General features: G+C 67.7%; 20 protein-coding genes and 3 pseudogenes. 10 read left to right on the forward strand and 13 right to left on the reverse strand.

Translation table 11 applies throughout. The features are described from left to right. Positions 1–242: 242 nt before the first annotated feature. From K9S39_RS00195 to K9S39_RS42590, 3 genes and pseudogenes are all read right to left on the reverse strand, one after another. Positions 243–461: pseudogene (locus tag K9S39_RS00195) on the reverse strand (DNA helicase); the annotation flags it as partial. Positions 462–589: 128 nt separating this feature from the next. After that, complete coding sequence (locus tag K9S39_RS00200) at positions 590–847, reverse strand: hypothetical protein (protein WP_248869213.1); 258 nt, start codon at positions 845–847, stop codon at positions 590–592. 282 nt (positions 848–1,129) lie between these two features. Then, positions 1,130–1,417 (reverse strand): annotated as a pseudogene (locus K9S39_RS42590) (DUF6083 domain-containing protein); the annotation flags it as partial. A 66-nt stretch (positions 1,418–1,483) separates the two neighbouring features. Between K9S39_RS42590 and K9S39_RS00210 the strand changes: the two are divergent. From K9S39_RS00210 to K9S39_RS00240, 7 genes and pseudogenes are all read left to right on the forward strand, one after another. Further along, positions 1,484–2,395, forward strand: a complete 912-nt coding sequence (locus K9S39_RS00210; RefSeq protein ID WP_248861276.1) for a LysR family transcriptional regulator — start codon at positions 1,484–1,486, stop codon at positions 2,393–2,395. Positions 2,396–2,546: 151 nt separating this feature from the next. Then, complete coding sequence (locus K9S39_RS00215) at positions 2,547–3,713, forward strand: CaiB/BaiF CoA transferase family protein (protein WP_248861277.1); 1,167 nt, start codon at positions 2,547–2,549, stop codon at positions 3,711–3,713. Positions 3,714–3,790: 77 nt separating this feature from the next. Then, positions 3,791–4,585 (forward strand): crotonase/enoyl-CoA hydratase family protein, encoded by a 795-nt coding sequence (locus tag K9S39_RS00220; protein ID WP_248861278.1) that lies wholly within the window; start codon positions 3,791–3,793, stop codon positions 4,583–4,585. Between the two features lie 6 nt (positions 4,586–4,591). Next, complete coding sequence (locus K9S39_RS00225; RefSeq protein ID WP_248861279.1) at positions 4,592–5,338, forward strand: acetoacetate decarboxylase; 747 nt, start codon at positions 4,592–4,594, stop codon at positions 5,336–5,338. Then, positions 5,335–6,285 (forward strand): 3-hydroxyacyl-CoA dehydrogenase NAD-binding domain-containing protein, encoded by a 951-nt coding sequence (locus tag K9S39_RS00230; RefSeq protein ID WP_248861280.1) that lies wholly within the window; start codon positions 5,335–5,337, stop codon positions 6,283–6,285. The genes K9S39_RS00225 and K9S39_RS00230 overlap by 4 nt, the downstream gene beginning before the upstream one ends. Position 6,286: 1 nt before the next feature. Continuing rightward, positions 6,287–7,489, forward strand: a complete 1,203-nt coding sequence (locus K9S39_RS00235) for an acyl-CoA dehydrogenase family protein (protein ID WP_248861281.1) — start codon at positions 6,287–6,289, stop codon at positions 7,487–7,489. A gap of 169 nt (positions 7,490–7,658) precedes the next feature. After that, positions 7,659–8,427, forward strand: a pseudogene (locus K9S39_RS00240) (IS5 family transposase). Positions 8,428–8,637: 210 nt separating this feature from the next. On the opposite strand, the gene K9S39_RS00245 reads toward K9S39_RS00240, so the two are convergent. Next, positions 8,638–9,045, reverse strand: a complete 408-nt coding sequence (locus tag K9S39_RS00245) for a DUF1761 domain-containing protein (RefSeq protein WP_248861282.1) — start codon at positions 9,043–9,045, stop codon at positions 8,638–8,640. A gap of 135 nt (positions 9,046–9,180) precedes the next feature. Between K9S39_RS00245 and K9S39_RS00250 the strand changes: the two genes are divergently transcribed. After that, positions 9,181–9,792, forward strand: coding sequence for a winged helix-turn-helix transcriptional regulator (locus K9S39_RS00250; RefSeq protein ID WP_248861283.1), 612 nt, complete (start codon positions 9,181–9,183; stop codon positions 9,790–9,792). A gap of 438 nt (positions 9,793–10,230) precedes the next feature. Continuing rightward, positions 10,231–10,590, forward strand: a complete 360-nt coding sequence (locus K9S39_RS00255) for a hypothetical protein (protein WP_248861284.1) — start codon at positions 10,231–10,233, stop codon at positions 10,588–10,590. A gap of 110 nt (positions 10,591–10,700) precedes the next feature. Here the strand turns inward: K9S39_RS00255 and K9S39_RS00260 are convergent, their stop codons facing one another. The 8 genes from K9S39_RS00260 to K9S39_RS00295 form a co-directional block, all read right to left on the reverse strand. After that, positions 10,701–11,012 carry an SCO5918 family protein gene (locus K9S39_RS00260; RefSeq protein ID WP_248861285.1) on the reverse strand — a complete coding sequence of 104 codons (312 nt, stop codon included), beginning with the start codon at positions 11,010–11,012 and terminating at the stop codon, positions 10,701–10,703. 49 nt (positions 11,013–11,061) lie between these two features. Beyond that, positions 11,062–11,466: a CBS domain-containing protein gene (locus K9S39_RS00265; protein ID WP_248861286.1), complete on the reverse strand. Its 405-nt coding sequence runs from the start codon at positions 11,464–11,466 to the stop codon at positions 11,062–11,064. Positions 11,467–11,511: 45 nt separating this feature from the next. Beyond that, positions 11,512–13,029, reverse strand: a complete 1,518-nt coding sequence (locus K9S39_RS00270; RefSeq protein ID WP_248861287.1) for a DEAD/DEAH box helicase — start codon at positions 13,027–13,029, stop codon at positions 11,512–11,514. 322 nt (positions 13,030–13,351) lie between these two features. Continuing rightward, the gene (locus K9S39_RS00275; RefSeq protein ID WP_248861288.1) at positions 13,352–13,555 is read right to left on the reverse strand and encodes a cold-shock protein; all 204 of its coding nucleotides are present in this window, start codon (positions 13,553–13,555) and stop codon (positions 13,352–13,354) included. A 587-nt stretch (positions 13,556–14,142) separates the two neighbouring features. Then, on the reverse strand, positions 14,143–14,481 hold the full coding sequence (locus K9S39_RS00280; RefSeq protein ID WP_248861289.1) for a MerR family transcriptional regulator: 339 nt from the start codon (positions 14,479–14,481) through the stop codon (positions 14,143–14,145). A gap of 838 nt (positions 14,482–15,319) precedes the next feature. Next, complete coding sequence (locus K9S39_RS00285) at positions 15,320–15,868, reverse strand: hypothetical protein (RefSeq protein ID WP_248861290.1); 549 nt, start codon at positions 15,866–15,868, stop codon at positions 15,320–15,322. Positions 15,869–16,034: 166 nt separating this feature from the next. Beyond that, positions 16,035–16,496 (reverse strand): LysR family transcriptional regulator, encoded by a 462-nt coding sequence (locus K9S39_RS00290; RefSeq protein WP_248861291.1) that lies wholly within the window; start codon positions 16,494–16,496, stop codon positions 16,035–16,037. Further along, on the reverse strand, positions 16,493–17,638 hold the full coding sequence (locus K9S39_RS00295) for an MFS transporter (protein ID WP_248861292.1): 1,146 nt from the start codon (positions 17,636–17,638) through the stop codon (positions 16,493–16,495). Before K9S39_RS00295 ends, K9S39_RS00290 begins: the two co-directional genes overlap by 4 nt. Positions 17,639–17,806: 168 nt before the next feature. Between K9S39_RS00295 and K9S39_RS00300 the strand changes: the two genes are divergently transcribed. After that, positions 17,807–18,703 (forward strand): LysR family transcriptional regulator, encoded by an 897-nt coding sequence (locus K9S39_RS00300; protein ID WP_248861293.1) that lies wholly within the window; start codon positions 17,807–17,809, stop codon positions 18,701–18,703. Between the two features lie 186 nt (positions 18,704–18,889). Here K9S39_RS00300 and K9S39_RS00305 read toward each other — a convergent pair whose 3' ends face one another. After that, positions 18,890–19,132: a hypothetical protein gene (locus K9S39_RS00305; protein ID WP_248861294.1), complete on the reverse strand. Its 243-nt coding sequence runs from the start codon at positions 19,130–19,132 to the stop codon at positions 18,890–18,892. Between the last annotated feature and the right edge of the window lie 3 nt (positions 19,133–19,135).

The following is a 19,135-nucleotide window of genomic DNA, read 5'->3' on the forward strand; positions in this document are numbered from 1 at the left end:
GTGATCTGAGCCCGAACTTTCCGTCCTCCAGACGTGCCGCACACACGAGATGTCCTGGAACATCTGCCGGTCTAAATGCCGCTGACATCCGGGGGCCGAAATCGCAGCTCTGCCTTGCGGGCAGCAACGGCTCCATCACCGCCCGGAGTTCGAAGCCCGGGCAGGTGGCTCGCGGACCTCTTCGCGGACTTGCTGCTTCGGGCGAGGTACTGCTCGGGGCAGCAGCGCGCTGGCGCGCATGCTCATGACGGGCGTCCGGCAGGGTGCTCGTTGATCCAGGACAGGCCGCCCAGGTCCAAGTGTTGGCGGGCGCGGGTGATGGCGACGTAGGCCAGGCGGGCTTCGGCGTCGTCAATGGGGCCGGGGACGGGGCGGCCGGTCTCGTCGCGCTCTTCGCTGTCTTCGGGTGGGGTGAAGTCGTTGGCGATGCGGACGCGGGGCCATTCGCGGCCTTTCCGGCGCCGGCCTGGAGGGCGAGGTGATCTCCGGCGTGAAAGTGGTCTGCCTGCTGCGGCTTGCTCGTCGGTGGGCTTGAGCACGTGAGGTCCATGGGTCGGCAGTGGGTGTGAGGCAGGGGATGCAGATGGCGCTATCGGTCGGCCGCAGAACGGGGGCGTCGACTGACCGTAGGCAGGCGGGGGTGGATGTGGGCGTGGTGCAGGAGGGGGTCGAAGACCTCCCATTCGGCGAACGCCAGGTCAGGGGCCTGCGGGGAGGCGGCGTGGGCGGGGCATCGCTGGGCGCGCCAGCGCAGCTGTTCGCTGTAGGGCAGGTGGTTGTTGCGGTTATAGACGGCCATCTGGGAAGCGGGGAGCGCCAGTTGTCCGCGTGCCGGCGTCGCGGGCATGAGCGTCCAGGTCCCCGCAGGCGATTGCTGGGACAGGACGCGGCGGGTACAGCGGTCGCGTTGACGGGTCTGAGCGACGCACTGGATGTCCTCGAGCGGGTGTGGGGCGAGGTAGCGGCAGTAGAGGAGGTGACCACAGGCCGTGCCGGGCGGCAGGCGGCGCCGGTTCGGTGGGTGGGGTGGCCGGCGGCGTGAAGGCTCCGGTGTCGATGAGGTGGCGGGTGCGCAGGGCCAGGCGGCGGCGCAGTTCGGCGAACTGAGGGGTGAGGGGCGCGTCGGTGGGGCGGGTGGGGCAGAGGGGGTGTGGGGGATGCGGCACCAAGGGGTGCCGTCGTGTGCGGGGTGGGCGATGCCGGAGCTGACGTGCCAGCGGTGGCGGGCGGGGACGGCGGAGGCGGGAACCTCGTGGGGGTGGAGGCCGATGGGGTGCTCGTCGGTACGGCTGTACCAGTCGAGGTGGTTGCCGCAGTGACGGCACCGGGCGGGCTGCGCGGTCCGCAGGAGCCGGCTGGGGCTGTCGGGAGCAAGGCGCAGGGCGCGCGGGCGGCGGACGGGACAGGCGGACCGCATCGTACGCGCCCGGCCTAGCCGTACGGGCCCGGGGCGTGCGCGCCCCTACGGGTTAGGGTGAGAGGCGTGGAGCTTCTGCACCTGCGCTACTTCGTTGCCGTCGCCCAAGAACTGAACTTCTCCACCGCCGCTCGCAAACTGCACATGGCAGCGTCCCCGCTGAGTCGGCGGATCAAGGATCTTGAGAACGAACTCGGGCACCGGCTGTTCGATCGTGACACCCACCATGTGACGCTCACCGAGGCGGGCATCGCGCTGCTGCCGATCGCGCGCGGCGTCCTGGAGCAGGTCGACTCGATCCGGTGGAGGCTGGACGAGACGACCCGGCCGGGGCGGACCACCCTGCTGGTGGGCGTGCCCAGCGGTATCCATCCGGACCTGCGCGAACGGTTGTATGATCTCGCCGAGCGGGTCCGCGACCGGTTCGAGATCAAGCGCTGGCCGGGCGGCACCGAGCGTCTGGTCGACGCCGTGTGCGACGGCAGACTGGCGCTGACCCTGGCCCGGCTTCCGGCCGGCGGCGATCCGGCGCTGGAGCAGTTGCCGGTGATGTCGGAGCGGCTCGGCGCGGTCGTGCCCAGGGACCGGTTCTCGGGACGGGAGTCGGTCGCCCTGGCGGAACTGTCCGAACTCGCCTACGCGGGATCTCCTTCGGCTGTGACCAACGCGTATTTCCGCGGACTCGACCAGCAGCTGTCCGAGCTCGGTATCAAGAAACGGATCGAACTGGGCAGCGCCACTTTCGACGGAATTTCCGAAATCGTTGCCAGTGGTCTGGCATTCTCCATTTCCATGCTGGATCCGCGAAGCCCCATGCAGAATTACCGCCTGGACAATGTAATGGTCCTTCCTTTCTCGGATTTCCAACCCCGGCTCGAAACTGGACTGTTGTGGCGCAAGGACCGGGCGAGCCATGGCGACCTGACAGAAGTCGTCGCCGCTGCTCGCGCGATTTTCTCCGAACCACTCCGGGATTGATTGAAGAGCGCACCCGGGAAGCGGTATGACCACTGCGGTCATGCCGCTTTTCGTTATTTGATCATTCCACTTTCCGCCCCTCCTCGATAACTTAGTTTTCAGATACACGGATACATGCGTGAGGCGAAGTGAGGAGTGGAAGGAAAAAATGATGACGGAAAACACGGACACCGTGGCCGGCCCGTTGGACGGCGTGCGCGTGATCGACCTCTCGGCCGTGGTGATGGGTCCCTACGCCGCGCAGATCCTCGGCGACCTGGGTGCCGACGTGATCAAGATCGAGTCGCCCGCCGACGCCGTACGTGTGGGCCACTACCGCACGACACCGGGCATGACCCCGCTGAACCTCAACGTCAACCGCAATAAGCGCAGTGTGTCCCTCAACCTCAAGGACGCCACCGAGGGCGAGCAGGCGCTGCGGCTGATCGACACCGCGGACGTGTTGATCACCAATATGCGACCCGGTGCGCTGAACCGCCTGGGTCTGTCCTACGACGACATCGCCGCCCGCAACCCCGGGCTGGTCTACGCGCACGCCCAGGGTTTCCGCAGCGACTCGGACCGGGCCGGCAACGCCGCGTACGACGAAACCGTGCAGGCCGCGTCCGGACTGGTCGACATCGCCGGCCGCGCGCTCGGCGAGCCCGTCTACCTGCCGACCATCCTCGCGGACAAGGTCTCTTCCCTGACCATCGCCTACAGCGTGCTGGCCGCCCTGCTGCACCGGAACCGGACCGGCCAGGGCCAGCTCGTCGAGATCCCGATGGCCGACACACTGATCGCGTTCAACCTGGTCGAGCACCTGGCGGGACACACCCACGTGCCCGAGACCGGCCCCACCGGCTTCCCTCTGTCGATGCTCAAGGGACACCGGGCCGTGCGCACCAAGGACGGACTGGCCTGCGTCATTCCGTACAACCCGCAGAACTACCGCGACTTCGTCACTGCCGCCGGACGGCCGGACCTGGCCGAGGACCCGCGTATCAACGGAGACGCCCTCGACAGCGCCGATCACGAGGAGCTGGCCGCGTTGATCGAGCTGTGCGCTCCGGCGCTGACCACCGCCGAGTGGGCGGAGGTGTGCGCGAAGCACAGCATCCCGATGGCCCCGGTGCTGGAACTGGACCGCGCTCACGAGGACCCCTACGTCCGCGACGGCCACCTGCTCGACGCCGTCGAGCACCCCACCGAGGGCACGGTCCGCACCATCGGCATCCCGCTGCGCTTCTCCGCCACTCCCGGCACGATCCGCCGCCTGGCGCCGGTCGCGGGCCAGGACACCGAGGAAGTCCTCGCCGAGCTCGACGCCGCCCGCTGAGCATCACCTCCCCCACAACACGCCCCAGGGGAACGGCCGTGCCCCGTACCCCCCGACGGGCCGTCACAGGAGCAACCATGAGCATCCCCGAAACACCCGAAGCACCCGAAGCACCCGTCGTGCGCACCGAACGGATCGGCTCCACCCTGCTGATCACCCTGGACCGCCCCGAGGCCCGTAACGCCGTGAACGCATCGGTCGCCGCCGGCCTGAGCGGCGCACTGGACGCGCTGGAGGCCGACCCCGAGCTGCGCGCCGGCGTCCTGACCGGCGAGGGCGGCACGTTCAGCGCTGGCATGGACCTCAAGGCGGCACTGCACGGTGAGTCACCCGAGGTCGCCGGCCGCGGGTTCGGCGGCCTGACCGAGGCCGAGCCGACCAAGCCCCTGATAGCCGCCGTGGAGGGCTGGGCCATGGGCGGCGGCTTCGAACTGGCCCTGGCCTGCGACCTGATCGTCGCGGCCGAGGACGCCCGGTTCGGCCTGCCCGAGGTCAAGCGTGGCCTGATCGCCGCGGGCGGCGGCGTGATCCGGCTGCCCAAGCGCATCCCGCACCACCTGGCCATGGAGCTCCTGCTGACCGGCGAGCCCGTCGACGGCCGCCGCGCCGGCGAACTGGGCCTGGCCAACCGGGTCACCGCCACCAGCCAAGTCGTCGCCGAGGCGCTCCGGCTGGCCGGACGGCTCGCGGAGAACGCCCCGCTCGCAATGGCGGCCGTCAAGCGCGTCGTCCGTGCCGCCGACGGTACGCCCGACGCCGACGCCTTCGCCTTCCAGCGCAAGCAGATGGAGACCCTGATGGCCTCCTCGGACGTGCGCGAGGGCATGACCGCCTTCGCCGAGCGCCGCCCCGCGCGGTGGACGGGGCGGTGAGGCGCCATGCGCACCGAGGACGTACGACAGCACCTCACCACCCCGCTCACCAGCCCGGCGTTCGCGCCGATGGTCCCGCGGTTCATCGACCGGGAGTACCTCAACGTCGTCTACCGCACCGACCCCGACGCGCTGCGGGCCGTCGTCCCCGAACCGCTGCGGATCGCCGAGCCGCTGGTCCGGTTCGAGGTGATGAAGATGGGCGACGTCAGCGGATACGGCCCCTACACGGAGGCCGGCCAGGCGATCCCGGTCAGCTTCGAGGGCGAGGACGGCGAGTACCTGCACGCGATGTACCTCGACAACTTCCCGGCGACCGCCTCCGGCCGTGAGGTCTCCGCCTACCCGAAGGTCATCGGCTCCCCGGCGCTCTACGTCGACTCCGGCGCGCTCGTCGGCACCCTCGACCACGGCACGCTGCGGGTCGCCACCGCGACCATGGGCTACAAACACCACGAGCTGGACCGGCAGGAGGCCGAGGCACAGATCACCGTGCCGACCTTCATGCTCAAGATCGTCCCCGGCTACGACGGGCTGCCACGGGTGCAGGAACTCGTCCGCACCCGCATCACCGACGTCACCGTCAAGCAGGCGTGGACCGGCCCCGCCCGGTTGCAGCTGTTCCAGCACGTGCTCGCCCCGCTGGCCGACCTGCCGGTGATCGAGGTCGTCTCCGCCAGCCACATCCTCACCGACCTGACGCTGTCCGGCGTCGAGCCGGTCCACAACTACCTGAAGGGAACCGCGTCATGACCCGCACCTTCCGCACGGCCGCGGTGATCGGCGCCGGGACCATCGGACTGTCCTGGACGGCGCTGTTCGCCGCGCACGGCCTGACCGTCCGGGTGAGCGACCCGCGACCCGACCTCGCCCAGGCCGTGAACGAGGCCCTGGCCCAGTACACCCCGCACCTGGCCGCCCGCGGCCTGGACGTGACGGGCCTCGCCGACCGGGTGCACCTCACCGACGACGTCACCGAAGCGGTCCGGGACGCGGACGTCGTCCAGGAAAACGGCCCCGAACGCCTCGAATTCAAGCAGGACCTGTTCGCCACCCTGGTCCGGGAAGCGCCCGGCCACGCGCTGCTGCTCAGCTCCTCGTCGGCGATCCCATCGACCGCGTTCACCCGGGAGCTGGCGGACGCCGACGCCGCCCGCGTCCTGATCGGCCACCCCTTCAACCCGCCGCACCTGGTCCCCCTGGTCGAGGTCGTGCCCGGCGAGCGCACCGGCGAAGACGCCGTACGGGACGCGGTGGACTTCTACGCCTCGGTCGGCCGCACCCCGGTCGTCGAGCGCAAGGAGATCCCCGGCTTCGTCGGGAACCGGCTACAGAACGCGCTCAGCCGCGAGGCGGTGTACCTGGTCGAGCAGGGCGTCGTGACCCCGGAAGACCTCGACAAGGTGATGACGAACTCACTCGGCATCCGCTGGTCGACGGTCGGGCCGTTCCTCGGCTCCCACCTGGGCGGTGGCCCCGGCGGCTACCGGCACCTGGTCGAGCACATCGGCGCGTCGATGAAGCAGATGTGGGCAGGCCTCGGCAACCCATCACAGAACGAAGAAGAACAGGAACGGCTCATCAAAGCCGTGGAATCGGCTTACGGCTCCTCCACGTACTCGGAACTCACCGAGACGCGCGACCGCAAGCAACTCGCTGTCCTGTCCGCCCTGGACAGTGCCGACAAGGAGGAGAACTGAGATGACCACCACTATGGAACCGCTTGAGGACCAGCTGGTCGCGGACTTCTACAACTACGAGACCCTGCTGCCGGACGAGGAGCGCAAGATCCTCCTCAAGGCCCGTACCCTCATGCGCGACGAGGTCCAGCCGCTGGTGAACGGGAACTGGGGCAAGGGCGAGTTCCCCAAGGAACTCATCGACATCTTCCGCGAGAGCGGGCTGGCCGGACTGCCCTACGAGGGCTACGGCGAGCACCGCCCCGCCGTCAGCAACCTCCTGACCGGCATGCTGGCCATGGAGATGACCCGCACCGACGCCTCGGTGGCCACCTTCTTCGGCGTCCACAACGGCCTCGCGATGTACTCGATCCACTCCGGCGGGAACCAGGAGCAGCGCGACCGCTGGCTGCCGGCGATGGCCGCGATGGAGAAGATCGGCGCATTCGCGATGACCGAGCCCCTCGGCGGCTCCGACGTCGCGGGCGGTATGCGCACCACCGCCCGGCGCGAGGGCGACACCTGGGTCCTGAACGGCGCCAAGAAGTGGATCGGCAACGCGACCTTCGCCGACTACGTCGTGGTGTGGGCGCGGGACGTCGACGACAACCACGTCAAGGGCTTCGTCGTCGAGAAGGGCACGCCCGGCTTCGAGCCGGTGAAGATCGAGGGCAAGATCGCCTTCCGGATCGTGGAGAACGCCGAGATCACCCTGACCGATGTCCGGGTGCCGGAGGCGAACCGTCTGCAGAACATCAACTCCTTCCGCGACGTCGCGGAGATCCTGCGTGCCACCCGCGGCGGGGTCGCCTGGCAGGCGCTGGGAGCGATGATCGGCGCCTACGAACTCGCGCTGGACTACGCCAAGGAGCGCAAGCAGTTCGGCCGCCCGATCGCCCGGTTCCAGCTGGTGCAGGACCTGCTCGTCAAGAGCCTGGGCAACATCACCGCCTCGTGGGGCATGCTGGTGCAGCTCGCCCGGCTGCAGGACGCCGGGATCTTCCGCGACGAACACTCCTCGCTGGCCAAGGCGTTCGTCACCTCGCGCATGCGGGAGGTCGTCGCCTGGAGCCGTGAGATATTCGGCGGCAACGGGATCGTGCTGGACTACGACATCGCGCGGTTCTTCGCCGACGCCGAAGCGATCTACTCCTTCGAAGGCACCCGCGAGATGAACACCCTCATCGTCGGCAAGTCGATCACGGGCCAGAGCGCCTTCGTGTGACCCCGCCGCCGGGACGCCACCGGCCCGGACGGACAGACCCCAGGTTCCCTGCCTGTGGTTTCGTCCACGAACTTGTTGAGGTGCCCTGGCCGGGCGTGACTGATGTGACGATTCGGCCGTTCGGGAGGGTGTGAGTGCTCGGCCGTGGATCGTGGATGACGACTTGTGGATGCTGATCGAGCCGCTGCTGCCTCTGTGGCCGGAGAAGTCGCCGGGGCCGCGGCCGGTGGCGGACCGGCTGTGTCTGCAGGGCATCCTGTACGTGCTCTACAACGACATAGCCTGGCAACTCCTGCCCCTGGAGTCGGGGTTCGGCTCCGGGCAGACCTGCTGGCGTCGCCTGGAGCGGTGGCAGCAGGCCGGCGCCTTCGACCAGTTGCACCGCATCCTGCTCGCCGAACTCAACGCGGCCGGCGAACTCGACTGGTCCCGCGCGTGCGTGGACGGCTCCCACGTCCGCACGACAAAGGGGGAGCCGACACCGGTTCGTCGCCGGTCGACCGGCGGAAGACGGGCAGCAAACACCACCTGATCTGCGACGGACGCGGCACCCACTCAAGGTCATCACCACCGCGGCCAACGTCAACGACGTCACCCAGACCCTCGCCCTCGTCGACGGCATCCCGCCTGTGGCCGGACATCCCGGTCGCCCGCGCCGCCGCCCCGACTCGCTGCTCGGCGACAAGGGCTACGACTCCAACGCCAACCGGCGGGAGCTGCGCAAGCGGCGGATCCTGCCGGTCATCTCCCGCAAGGGTGCCCCGAACATCAAGGGCCTGGGCAAGCTCCGCTATGTCGTCTAGCAGACCTTCGCCCTGCTCCACCAGTTCAAGCGCCTCGCCGTCCGCTGGGAACGCCGCCTCGAACTCCACGACGCCTTCGTCTCGTTGGCATGCAGCCTCATCTGCTGGCGCCGACTCAAGAAGGCCCAACTGTGATCTCGTTGCGAGCTCTCAGGATTTCCTTGGTGTGGTTGGTGATCTCTTGCAGCCACCGGTCGCGCTGCATGTGCCGGCGTCGCGGGCGTTGTGTCTGTCAGGGGCGGGCGCGTAGGCCCTCGCAGACGACTTCGATGATCCGGTGGCGTGCTGCGGCGTCCATGGTGCCCCGAGGACGAGGATTGCTGTCGTCAGCACTTCTTCCCAGTGTTACTGCAGCAACCCGATGGCGAGGGCCATGCCCAAGAACAACGTCAGCTGGTACGCGCTGTTGATCACGGTGAGCCGCGTCGGCTTCTGTTCGAAGGCGTTGTGCTGCCCCAGAGTCGTCAGCGAGAACCCGAGCCAGGCCACGAATCCGACGGCCAGATCGAGCCAGAGCGGGTCGCTGCCGAAGGATCCCGACGTGATGGAACAACCGGCGGCGAGCACCAGCGCCGTGACGAGGATCGACGCCAGGAGGACCGCGAACGGGCGCTTGCCGGCTCTCTTGGAGTCCTCCTCGGTCACTCCCGTCAGCTCCCTCCAGACGCCGACGAAGGTCCAGCCGTACCAGACTCCGGCGATGGCCATCCCGACCGCGGTCGACACCACGACGGCCAGCCAGCTGATGCTCATCTCCATGCGGATCCGCTCTGTTCGACGCTCATCCGTTGGTTGATATAATCAACTGCGATGGATAAGGTCAAGCAGAACTCAAAGAACCCCCGCTCATACGGGCAATTCTGCGGACTCGCGCGAGCCCTGGACATCGTGGGCGACCGCTGGACCCTCCTGATCGCGCGGGAGCTGCTTCCCAGCCCGATGCGCTACACGGAGCTGAAGGCCTCGCTCGCGGGAATCGCGACGAACCTCCTGGCGGAACGGCTGCGGACTCTGGAGGCGAACGGGATTGTCGAGCGCCGCCTGGAGGAGGCGGGCGTCGTCTACGCGCTCACGCCCTGGGGCGCAGGGCTCCGTGAACCGATGGAGGCGCTTGGCAGGTGGGGCGCGCCGCTGATGCTGACAGGACGTGACGGCGATTCGTTCCAGCCACGCTGGCTGACGCTCGCTCTGCCCGGCCTGCTACGTGAGATGACTTCGACTCCTCCTGTGGAGCTCGGCGTCGAGACGGACGGATTCCTCATGGTCCTGCGCATCGACGAGGACGGCCCCAGTGCGATCGTCCGGTCCGATCAGCAGCCGGACACGATCTTCACCGCCGCGCCGGAGGTTGTCATCGGGCTCGCGGTCGGCGGGCTCACGATCGACCAGGCACTCTCCTTGGGAGATCTCCAGGGCGACAGGCGAGTCCTTTGCAAGGTGTTCCCTCCGGGGCGGGCGATCGCCGCGGCCGCGTTCGGGCTTTCACCGACGGGCGAATGACGGTTCTCGCGATTCGTGCGAACGTGGACGGCATCGCCGGACAGGTCGCAGGCGCCCGACTCCCGGACCTCCCTCCCGAACTGCGCCGCCAGATGCCCCAAATCGCCTAGATCCGTGCCACACCTACCGGGCCGGGCCAACCCCAGCCATGACACGACCGAGCAGCACCGATTCACATGATCGTGTTACGAGCTCTACGCCCATGTCCGCGTATTTCCCCAGGTGCTCGCCTGATGCTGGGGCTTCTCCGGTCTGTGAGACGGATTGTCGGCTATCGCGGCTGTGCGTCCGTCGCAAGTCGTGCGTGCATCTCGACGTCGTAGCGGACGCCGTCGTAGGCGTGGTCCGCGCCGTCCTCGTCTGCGCAGTTCGATCTTGCATTTCGTATGGAGCACCACCGCTCAAGCCGCCGGACGACGGTTACTTGAATCGTCTCTGATGTCGAAGCCTGACGAACTGCTTGTTGACGTTGCCACCCTGGTGGAGTCCGAGCACAGCAATCAGATGACTCCAACTGTGGTCGCCGGTGGTGCTGTCATCACGGGGCGGCTGGCTCCCGAAGCAGTCTGGAGGCAGCGGGTGTCGGAGGTCTTGGCGGACTCGGCCCGCCTGAGTGAATTCTCCGCCGTCTTCATCGCTCCGACGCGTGCGGAGAAGCCGCACACGCATCTGCATTTCCATGTGGCGCGGATTCTGCAGGGCACGGCGGGGATCCCGGAGACGGGCGGGATGTACCGCGTGGCGATCGATGACGTCAGTGCTTGGACCATGGGCGACTTCAGCTACTCCGATCACTGACCGAACCGCTGCGCGCTGAGGAGCCTCTCGGCACGCGGTGAGGGTCCGACCGGCGCCTGCCGGTCGGACCCTCACTGTTGTTTTGGTGGCGGCTCGCTCCTGCCGGTCGGTCAGACGGCGGCAGGGGCGCCGAGCATCGCGGAAGCCTTTTGGAATGGGCTGAGGGCGCGTTCAGGCGCGGCGGTGTGGGGAAAATCGGGGCAGGTGAAGCCGAGTTGGGTCATGGCCCGGAGGATTTCGCCGGTGCTGAAATCGCGGCGGTCCTGGCGTGTGATGACTTGCCCGACCTGCTTGACGGGATAGGTGCGGCGTCCGATGATCACGGACTCGCCGATGACCTGTTCGGGCTTGACGCCCTTCATGGATTCCAGAACGCCGCTCTTGGTGAGGTCGAACGGGAAACGGGCGATGACACAGCGCATGATGCCTCACAGGAAGAAGAAGGGGATGGTTCTGCCTCGGTGAGGCGGTTCAGTGGGCGAGGGCGAGGACGCCCAGAGCGCTGCCCTGCTCGTCGACGACCGGCGGGGCACCGAGCCGGCGGCCGCGCATTGCGTGCTGGGCTTCGGCGATCGTGATCACGGGTGAGGTGAACGGCCCGCGGTTGTCGAGCATGTCGCGTAGCTGGACCCGGTCCGTGTACGCGGAGCTGTCACGGACGGCGGTGAGCTGGGCCTGGGTGACCCGTCCGGTGCACAGGTCGTCGTTGTCGCACACGACCAGGTGCTCGGTGCGGGCACTGTCCATAACGGACAGGGCCACCTCGATGGTCATGTCGTCGCAGACCTGCGGTCCGGCCGAATCCATGGTGTCGGCCACCGTCCTGTGCACGGGGGCGGCACTCTCCGAGCGGGGTTGCATCTGAGCCAGCGTCAAAATGTGCCTCCTGCAGAGACGGATCAGCTTCCTGATCATGAAAGGTCAGGCCGCCGCGTCGAAGGTGGACTGCCGCACGGTTACGCGCCGGGCAGCCGAAGCGGGGCTGCGTCGGCCGCGGGAGGCCGCGCTGCGGCTGCGCTGACGCCGCTCGGCCACCGGCGCGGTGATCGTCACGGGGATGCCGGAGGGGGCCTGGGCGCCGGTGATCCGGCTGAGTGCTTCTTCGCCGGAGCGGACCTGGCTGGTCTGGGGGACGATGCCGGCAGCTGCCATGAGGCGGTTCATGTCGCGGCGCTGGCCCGGGGTCACCAGGGTGACGACACTGCCGGACTCGCCGGCCCGCGCGGTGCGGCCGCCGCGGTGGAGGTAGTCCTTGTGGTCGGTCGGCGGGTCGACGTTGACGACAAGGTCGAGGTTGTCGACGTGGATACCGCGCGCCGCGACGTTCGTCGCGACGAGCACGGTGACGTGCCCGGTCTTGAACTGGGACAGGGTCCGCGTGCGCTGCGGCTGCGACTTCCCGCCGTGCAGGGCGGCGGCCCGCACCCCGCTGTTCAGCAGGTCCTGCGTCAGCCGGTCAACGGCGTACTTGGTGTCCAGGAACATGATCACCCGGCCGTCGCGGGCCGCGATCTCAGTCGTCGTCCGGTGCTTGTCGGCGCCGTGGACGTGCAGAACGTGGTGCTCCATCGCGGTGACCGCACCTGCGGACGGATCGACGGAGTGGACGACCGGGTCGGTGAGGTAGCGGCGGACCAGGAGGTCGACGTTGCGGTCGAGGGTGGCGGAGAACAGCATCCGCTGGCCCTCGGGGCGGACTTGGTCCAAGAGCGCGGTGACCTGGGGCATGAAGCCCATATCGGCCATCTGGTCGGCCTCGTCCAGGACGGTGATCGCGACCTGGTGCAGTCGGCAGTCACCCCGGTCGATGAGGTCCTTGAGGCGACCCGGCGTCGCGACGACAACCTCGGCACCACCGCGTAGTGCACTGACCTGCCTGCCGATCGACATCCCGCCGACGACGGTGGCCAGGCGCAGCTTCACCGAGCGAGCGTAGGGGGTAAGAGCGTCGGTCACCTGCTGTGCCAGCTCACGCGTCGGCACAAGGATCAGGGCCAGCGGCTGGCAGGGCTCGGCACGCTGTCCGGCCGTGCGGGCCAACAGGGCCAGGCCGAAGGCGAGGGTCTTGCCCGAGCCGGTGCGCCCGCGCCCGAGGACGTCGCGGCCCGCGAGGGTGTTCGGCAGGGTCGCGCCCTGGATCGGGAACGGGATGCGCATGCCTTGCGCGGTGAGCGAGGCCAGCAGCCGCTCGGGCATGTCGAGGTCGGCGAACGCCTCGACGGCAGGCAGCGCGGGAGTGATCGTCTTCGGCAGGGCGAACTCGCCCGAGGCCGCCGCGGGCCGCCGACCGTGGTTGCCCGGGCTCGGCCTTCCGGAACGGCTCGGGGCGGGCGAGCCGAAGCCGCTGCCCCGGTGCGAACCGGCGCCGGAGCCAAAAGCGGGACCGCTGATACGGCTGCGGGTGCGGGAAGAGCGGTTGTTCGTACGTGAGGGGTTCATTCAGAACCTTCCTTGATACGGCACGTATCAAGGAATTCTCGCAGCAGAAGAACAGTGCGGGGAATCACAAGAACGGGCCGAACGAAATGCGAAAGCAGATTTGGTGTACGGTGAATCCGGTGCAAGTGCAGGCGATGAAATGGGTGACATCATGCGGGCGTGAAGTCCCGGACGTCTACGGTGCAGCTCTAAAGAGGTCCGCATTCTTCGAGAGGGATCCGCGGACGGCGTTGCTCCACAAGGGGAAGCTCGGGGAATGTCCGTAGCTGGGGGTCCGCACCCCGAGAAATGCAGGCCCCAGCCTACGAAGTGTGCGTCAGCGTCAGACGGGGACGATGTTCTCGGCCGTTGGGCCCTTCTGGCCCGGTGCGATGTCGAAGGTGACCTTCTGGCCTTCGAGGAGCTCACGGAAGCCCTCGGCGGCGATGTTCGAGAAGTGGGCGAACACGTCAGCGCCGCCACCGTCCTGCTCGATGAAGCCGAACCCCTTGGCCGCGTTGAACCACTTCACAGTGCCAGACGCCATGACATATCTCCTTGTGGGGCAGTATGCCGGGACCCGCAATCTACGAATACCGGGTCGCCGCGATGATGCCCCGCCCGGAAAATGACCGGAAATACAAAACGCTTTCCCGCGGCTAAAGATACCGACGAAGGCGTTGAAGCTTTTGGGAACCACGACTGCAACTGACAGCGACAGTAGCATGCGATAGCGGACTGTGTACGGTCAATAATTCCGCTCTGTCCGTGGCAGCAAACACACTTACCGCGCGGCACGCGAAACTCTCGTCTCGCGGTCACATATATTGGTCCACCCAGAATGCAGCGTTCCAGGAAGAGCGGTCGCTGTGCACCGCTCGGAGGTCCCCAATTATTGTGGTTGGCACCGTCCTGCGACGTCGCCTCGGCCCGTATGCCGGTCCCGACACAGATCAGGGCCGCGCAGCGCTGCTGCTGCGCGGCCCTGTCACGCGTGCCCCAGATCCCAGCACCATCGCCTGAAGGCCGACGCCCGGCGTTCGTGCGAACCAGTCGGACAGCAGGTCCTGCCCGGGGCAGCTGTACGCTCCGAGCGCGGGCAGGAAGGTCAGGCGGGCGCGGGCACTCACCACATCAGCCCGCGGTCGTCGGGTTCTCTGATTCGGCGACGTGGCGGTATTCGGCGTTGATGCGCTGGGCTTCTTCGAGCTGGTCTTCGAGGATGACGATGCGGCAGGCGGCCTCGATGGGGGTGCCCTGGTCGACGAGCTCCCGGGCGCGGGCAGCGATGCGCAGCTGGTAGCGGGAGTAGCGGCGGTGGCCGCCCTCGGAGCGCAGCGGGGCGATGAGGCGGGCTTCTCCGACGGCGCGGAGGAAACCTTGTGTGGTGCCGAGCATTTCGGCGGCCCGGCCCATGGTGTAGGCGGGGTAGTCGTCGTCGTCGAGACGGCCGAACGAGTCGTCTGCTGTCATTTCACCTCACTGTGTGGAACGCGTGGAGGGGCCCGGGTGCCGTATGGCACCCGGGCCCCGAAGGAACTACTACACCATGACCTACTGCTGGTTCTGCTCTCCTGCGTACTGCTGGTGGTGCAAACTGCTGCGTGGCCTGCGGTAGCGCCACTCTTCGACAGCCAGGCCCGTTGCCCGTCCTGCGTCTGCTCTGGCTTAGAACCCCACTGCCGAACTCCCGGTGCGCGCGCCCGCAGCCGACGCCTTCACCGAGGTGCTGCTCACTTACTTCACTGCTGGGTACTGCGAACTGCACTTGCGGGTACTGCTACTGCGTGAACTGCGGTACTGCTCACGGCGGCCCCTGATCACTGCGGGCCACCCGGTCCGGTCGTCAGTCCCGTCGCCGTCCTGCAACAACCCTGACTTCGAAACTCCACCACCGCACCGTCCTGCGAACTGCAACTGCGGTTACTGCTGCCCGGCAGTTCATCTCTGCCGGGCCCTGCTGCCTCTCTTGGCTACGAGAGAAACCATAACCACACCACGATCCAATGTCTACTCCGACCGACATAGATTTCCATGAGCCATGCGGAGAGATAGTCGGCCTCGACCACTGAACAGGTGCGCGGCGGTCCCGCTCCAGCCAGGTGTCGACAAACGACGGCACCACCGCCGTCTGCCCACACTCGAAACCGTGATGACGAACCTCCAGGTCGACGCTTTCGAAGGCAGGCTCTCTCAGGCGTCCGGGGTGGTCATGCGGGGGAGGTCCCACGCTTCCGGGCCTCCCTCTTGCCACTCGATGAGATCAGGATCCCCTCGGTTGAAGGGGCGGTTGCGGCTCCCCGCCGCCGGCTCAGCTCTGGTGCGCGAGGAAGACGCGGGCGCGCTCATCGAGTTCGGTGGCGCAACGTACGCCGCGGGCCCTGTAGGGGCGCAGGTCGGATCGCAAGGAGCGGATGGCCTTGAGGGTGCGGGTGGACTTCACCCCGGCCATGGTGTCGATGCCCCGGTCCCAGGTGGTGCACGCCTGCTGGATGCTGCCCTGCTTGGCCTGCTGCTCGGCCTGTGCCACCAGATCGAGCGCGATGATCCGCGCGTACGTCGCCCCGGGACGGCTGGCCGCCGCGATCGCGTACTGTCGGGCGGTGTTGCGGCGGTCGCCGACGGTCTCGAAAACCTTGGCCGTACGGGAGTGGACGGTGGCCGCCGGCGGGCCCCACACCCGAAATGGCACGCCGACTTCGTCGCCGGCGGTGTGGGCGCGGTCGATATCGGCGAGGGCGCGTCGACACTGTCCGGTCTTGGCGAGCGCGTGCGCGTGCGTGATGGCGAACAGCGCCTCATGGCCGAAGTGGACTTGGGCGGTGATCTCGGCGAGGGCGTCAGGCCCGTCTGCGCCCACGGGGCCGTGGAATGCGGCGAGGGCGGCCACTTGGCGAGCGATCCGCCGACGGAGCCCGCTGGTTCTTGCCGTTCATGTACGAGCTGCCGAAGTCCCGTTGGCCGCGGCGGGTTCCGGCCTGCCGTGTGCACCCGAGCACGGCTGGCCCAGGCCAGGTGGGCGAGATTCACCACGGCGGAACCGTCGAACAGGCCTCCGCCGGGGGGAATGCATTCGTTGATTTCCACCGGGACGCCGGTATCGGCCTCGAAAGCTCGAATCGCACGTAGGGCCAGTAGTCGGGCATGACCACCGTGTAGCCGAGACGGAGTGGTGTGGGCTCCTGAACGAGCGCGTTCTGCAGCTTGGGCAGGAGAGCCCGCAGGTTTCCCACCAGCGCCTCCCCCGTCGTCGTCAACTCGACGCGGCTCGCCCCCCGCACGAAGATCCGGTATCCGAGGCGCTCTTTGAGCCTCCCGATGGACCGGCTCAGCGCCGACTGCGTGAGGCCGAGATTCTCCGCAGCCCGGGTAAAGGTATCGGCGTCATGCAAGGCGATGACATGTGTGAGCTGGTCGATGTCGATAGCCGTAACTGTGCTGAACTCCCCCTTGTGGATGGCGGTGATCTCTTGAACCTCGCGAATCAACCTCGCGAATCAACCCGGGAACGGACCTGGTCGGCGCCCCAGATGACCACCGCGAGAAGGGAAACGAGAGCGCCCAGGATGCACACACCACCCCAGCCGTAGGTGACGCGGACGGTCGAGGTGCTTGCGGAGCCGAAGGTGCCACCAAGGAAGTAGAAGGTCATGTAGGCGGAGTTGAGACGGTTTCGCGCTTCGGGCTTGATCGCGAACACGATGTTCTGATTGCTGAGGTGTATCGCCTGCACCGCCAGATCCAGAACGATGACACCGACCAGCAGGGCGATCAGGCTGGTTTTGCCCAGCGCCATCGGAATCCATGACAGCGCCAGCAGCACGGTGCCGAAACCGCCGACCTGGTGCACGTAGCCTTTGTCGGCCAGCCGGCCTCCCGAGATCGCCATCAGCGCACCGGCGGCCCCGACGAACCCGAAGAGACCGATGGCCGCCTCGTCCCAGTTGTAGGGGTCGGAGGCCAGCATGAAGCCGAGCGCGGTCCACAGGACGCCGAACGCGGCGAAGGCAAGGAAACCGAGGTAGCAGCGGATGCGCAGGACCGGTTCGGTGCGCAGCAGGGAGGCGACCGAGCGCAGGAGGGCGGGGTAGCTCAGGCCGGCGGGAGTGCGCAGCGAGGGCAGTGCGAACCACAACGCCACCGCCATGATGGCCATGAGGATCGAGTTCACCCAGTACACGGTGCGCCAGGTGCCCGCCTCTGCCAGCAGCCCGGCCGCAGTGCGGGAGAGGAGGATGCCCAGCAGGAGGCCGGACATCACGGTGCCCACCGCTTTGCCCTTCGCCTCAGGGGCGGCCAGGGTGGCGGCGTACGGCACGACAACCTGCGCGGCGACGGAGAACAGTCCGGTCAACGCGGTGCCGGCCAGCAGCATCACGCCGTTCTGCGATACGGCGGTGACGGCCAGCAGGAGCGCGGACAGCGCGGTCAGGGAGACCGCGAGCTTCCGCCGCTCCAGCAGGTCACCGAGCGGAACGAGAAAGACCAGCCCGACTGCGTAGCCGGCCTGCGCCGCGGTGACCACCAGGGCGGCCAGCGTGGGGCCGAGGCCCAGGTCGGTACGGATGGCATCCACCAGCGGCTGGGCGAAGTAGTTGCCCGCGACGGCCAGACCACAGGCAATGGCCATCAGGATGAGTGTGGAACGCGCGATCCTGCCCGAGGCCTGGGGGGTGTGGGAGGTTGGTGTCCGTGGTGCGGACGTTGCTGTTGTCATGATCAACAGGCTCTGTCGGCCACACTATGCATGTCCAATACATGTTTGGCATAACTTTCATCGCCCAGCATGATAGTGATCATGGAGTTGCATCAGCTTCGATACGCCCTTGCCGTTGCCGAGGAAGGGAGCTTCACCCGAGCTGCCGCCAGCTGCCTGGTGGCTCAACCCGCGCTGTCCCAGCAGATCGGCCGTCTGGAGAAAGACCTGGGGGCCAGGCTGTTCGACCGCAGCGTGCGCCCCACTCGACTGACGGCAGCCGGCGAAGCATTCGTACCGCAGGCCCGCGTCCTGCTCGCCGGTGCCGAAAGACTGCGCACCCACGTGGAGGCGGCCGTCGGGGAGATCCGTGGTCCCCTCCACCTGGGCGCCATCTCCACCCTCGCTGCCGTCAACCTGCCCGCCATCCTGCGCGGCTACCGCACCCAGTACCCGCACGTCCACGTCAGCCTCCGCATGGGAATGAGCGAAGAGCTCCTGGAAAGCGTCCGACAAGGCACCCTGCACGCCGCGTTCGTGGGCACCGTCCCCACCGCCCGCCTGGACGGAGTCCAGCAGTGCGAACTGGCGCAGGAGGAACTCGTCGCCGTCACCGCACCAGGCCATCGGCTCGGCACGGACATCCCCGAGGGCGGCCGGGCGGAGTTGGCGCAGATCGCCCGGGAACCCGGAGTGGACTTCACCAGGGGCACCGGAGCCCGGCTTCAGTCCGACACGGCCTTCAACGCCCAAGGACTGGACCGTGAAGTGATCTTCGAGGTCTCCACGGCCGAGTTCCTCGCCCAACTCGTCGCCGAGGGCTTGGGCGTCGGCATGCTTCCCGAAAGTGTTGCGCACACCTTTCCCGGGTTGCGAGTCATTCGTCTCCACGCTCCCCCGATGCGGGTGGAGTCGCTGGTATGGCCCCTGGGCCACTGCACCCCGGCGACCGAAGCCTTTATCGAGGTCGTCACCCCCGGCGATATCGCCCGTCCTTGACCACGCCGCCGGTCGCCGTGCCACGGTCCGAGCCTGGAGAGCGCGGAGTGGGTCTCTCCCAACTGCCGGCCTGCCCGGCTGAGCTTGGACGCGAGTTGCTGCACGGACTCGGGAATGCCAGGAGCGGGATCAAATCCGAGCGCCTCGAACTGTTCGGTGGCCGTATATGTCTGCTCCCGCTGCGATTCAGCCGAACGGATTGACCTGAGCGTGCGGGTCAGCGGGCTCGTCGGGCGAGAACTCGCCTTCGATGGGGAACGCGACCGTGCCCGCGACCTCCGCCAGCAGTGTCTGATGGATGTCGAGGTCCTCGGTGTTGTACCAGTCGACCCACTGCACGGCGGCACGTTCGACCTGGTCAGCGTCCCGCCACGGGCCTTGGTGCTCGATCAGTTCGGCCTTGAATGAGCCGTTCAGGGCCTCGGTCATCGC

This window comes from Streptomyces halobius, from assembly GCF_023277745.1.
GTDB lineage: Bacteria > Actinomycetota > Actinomycetes > Streptomycetales > Streptomycetaceae > Streptomyces > Streptomyces halobius.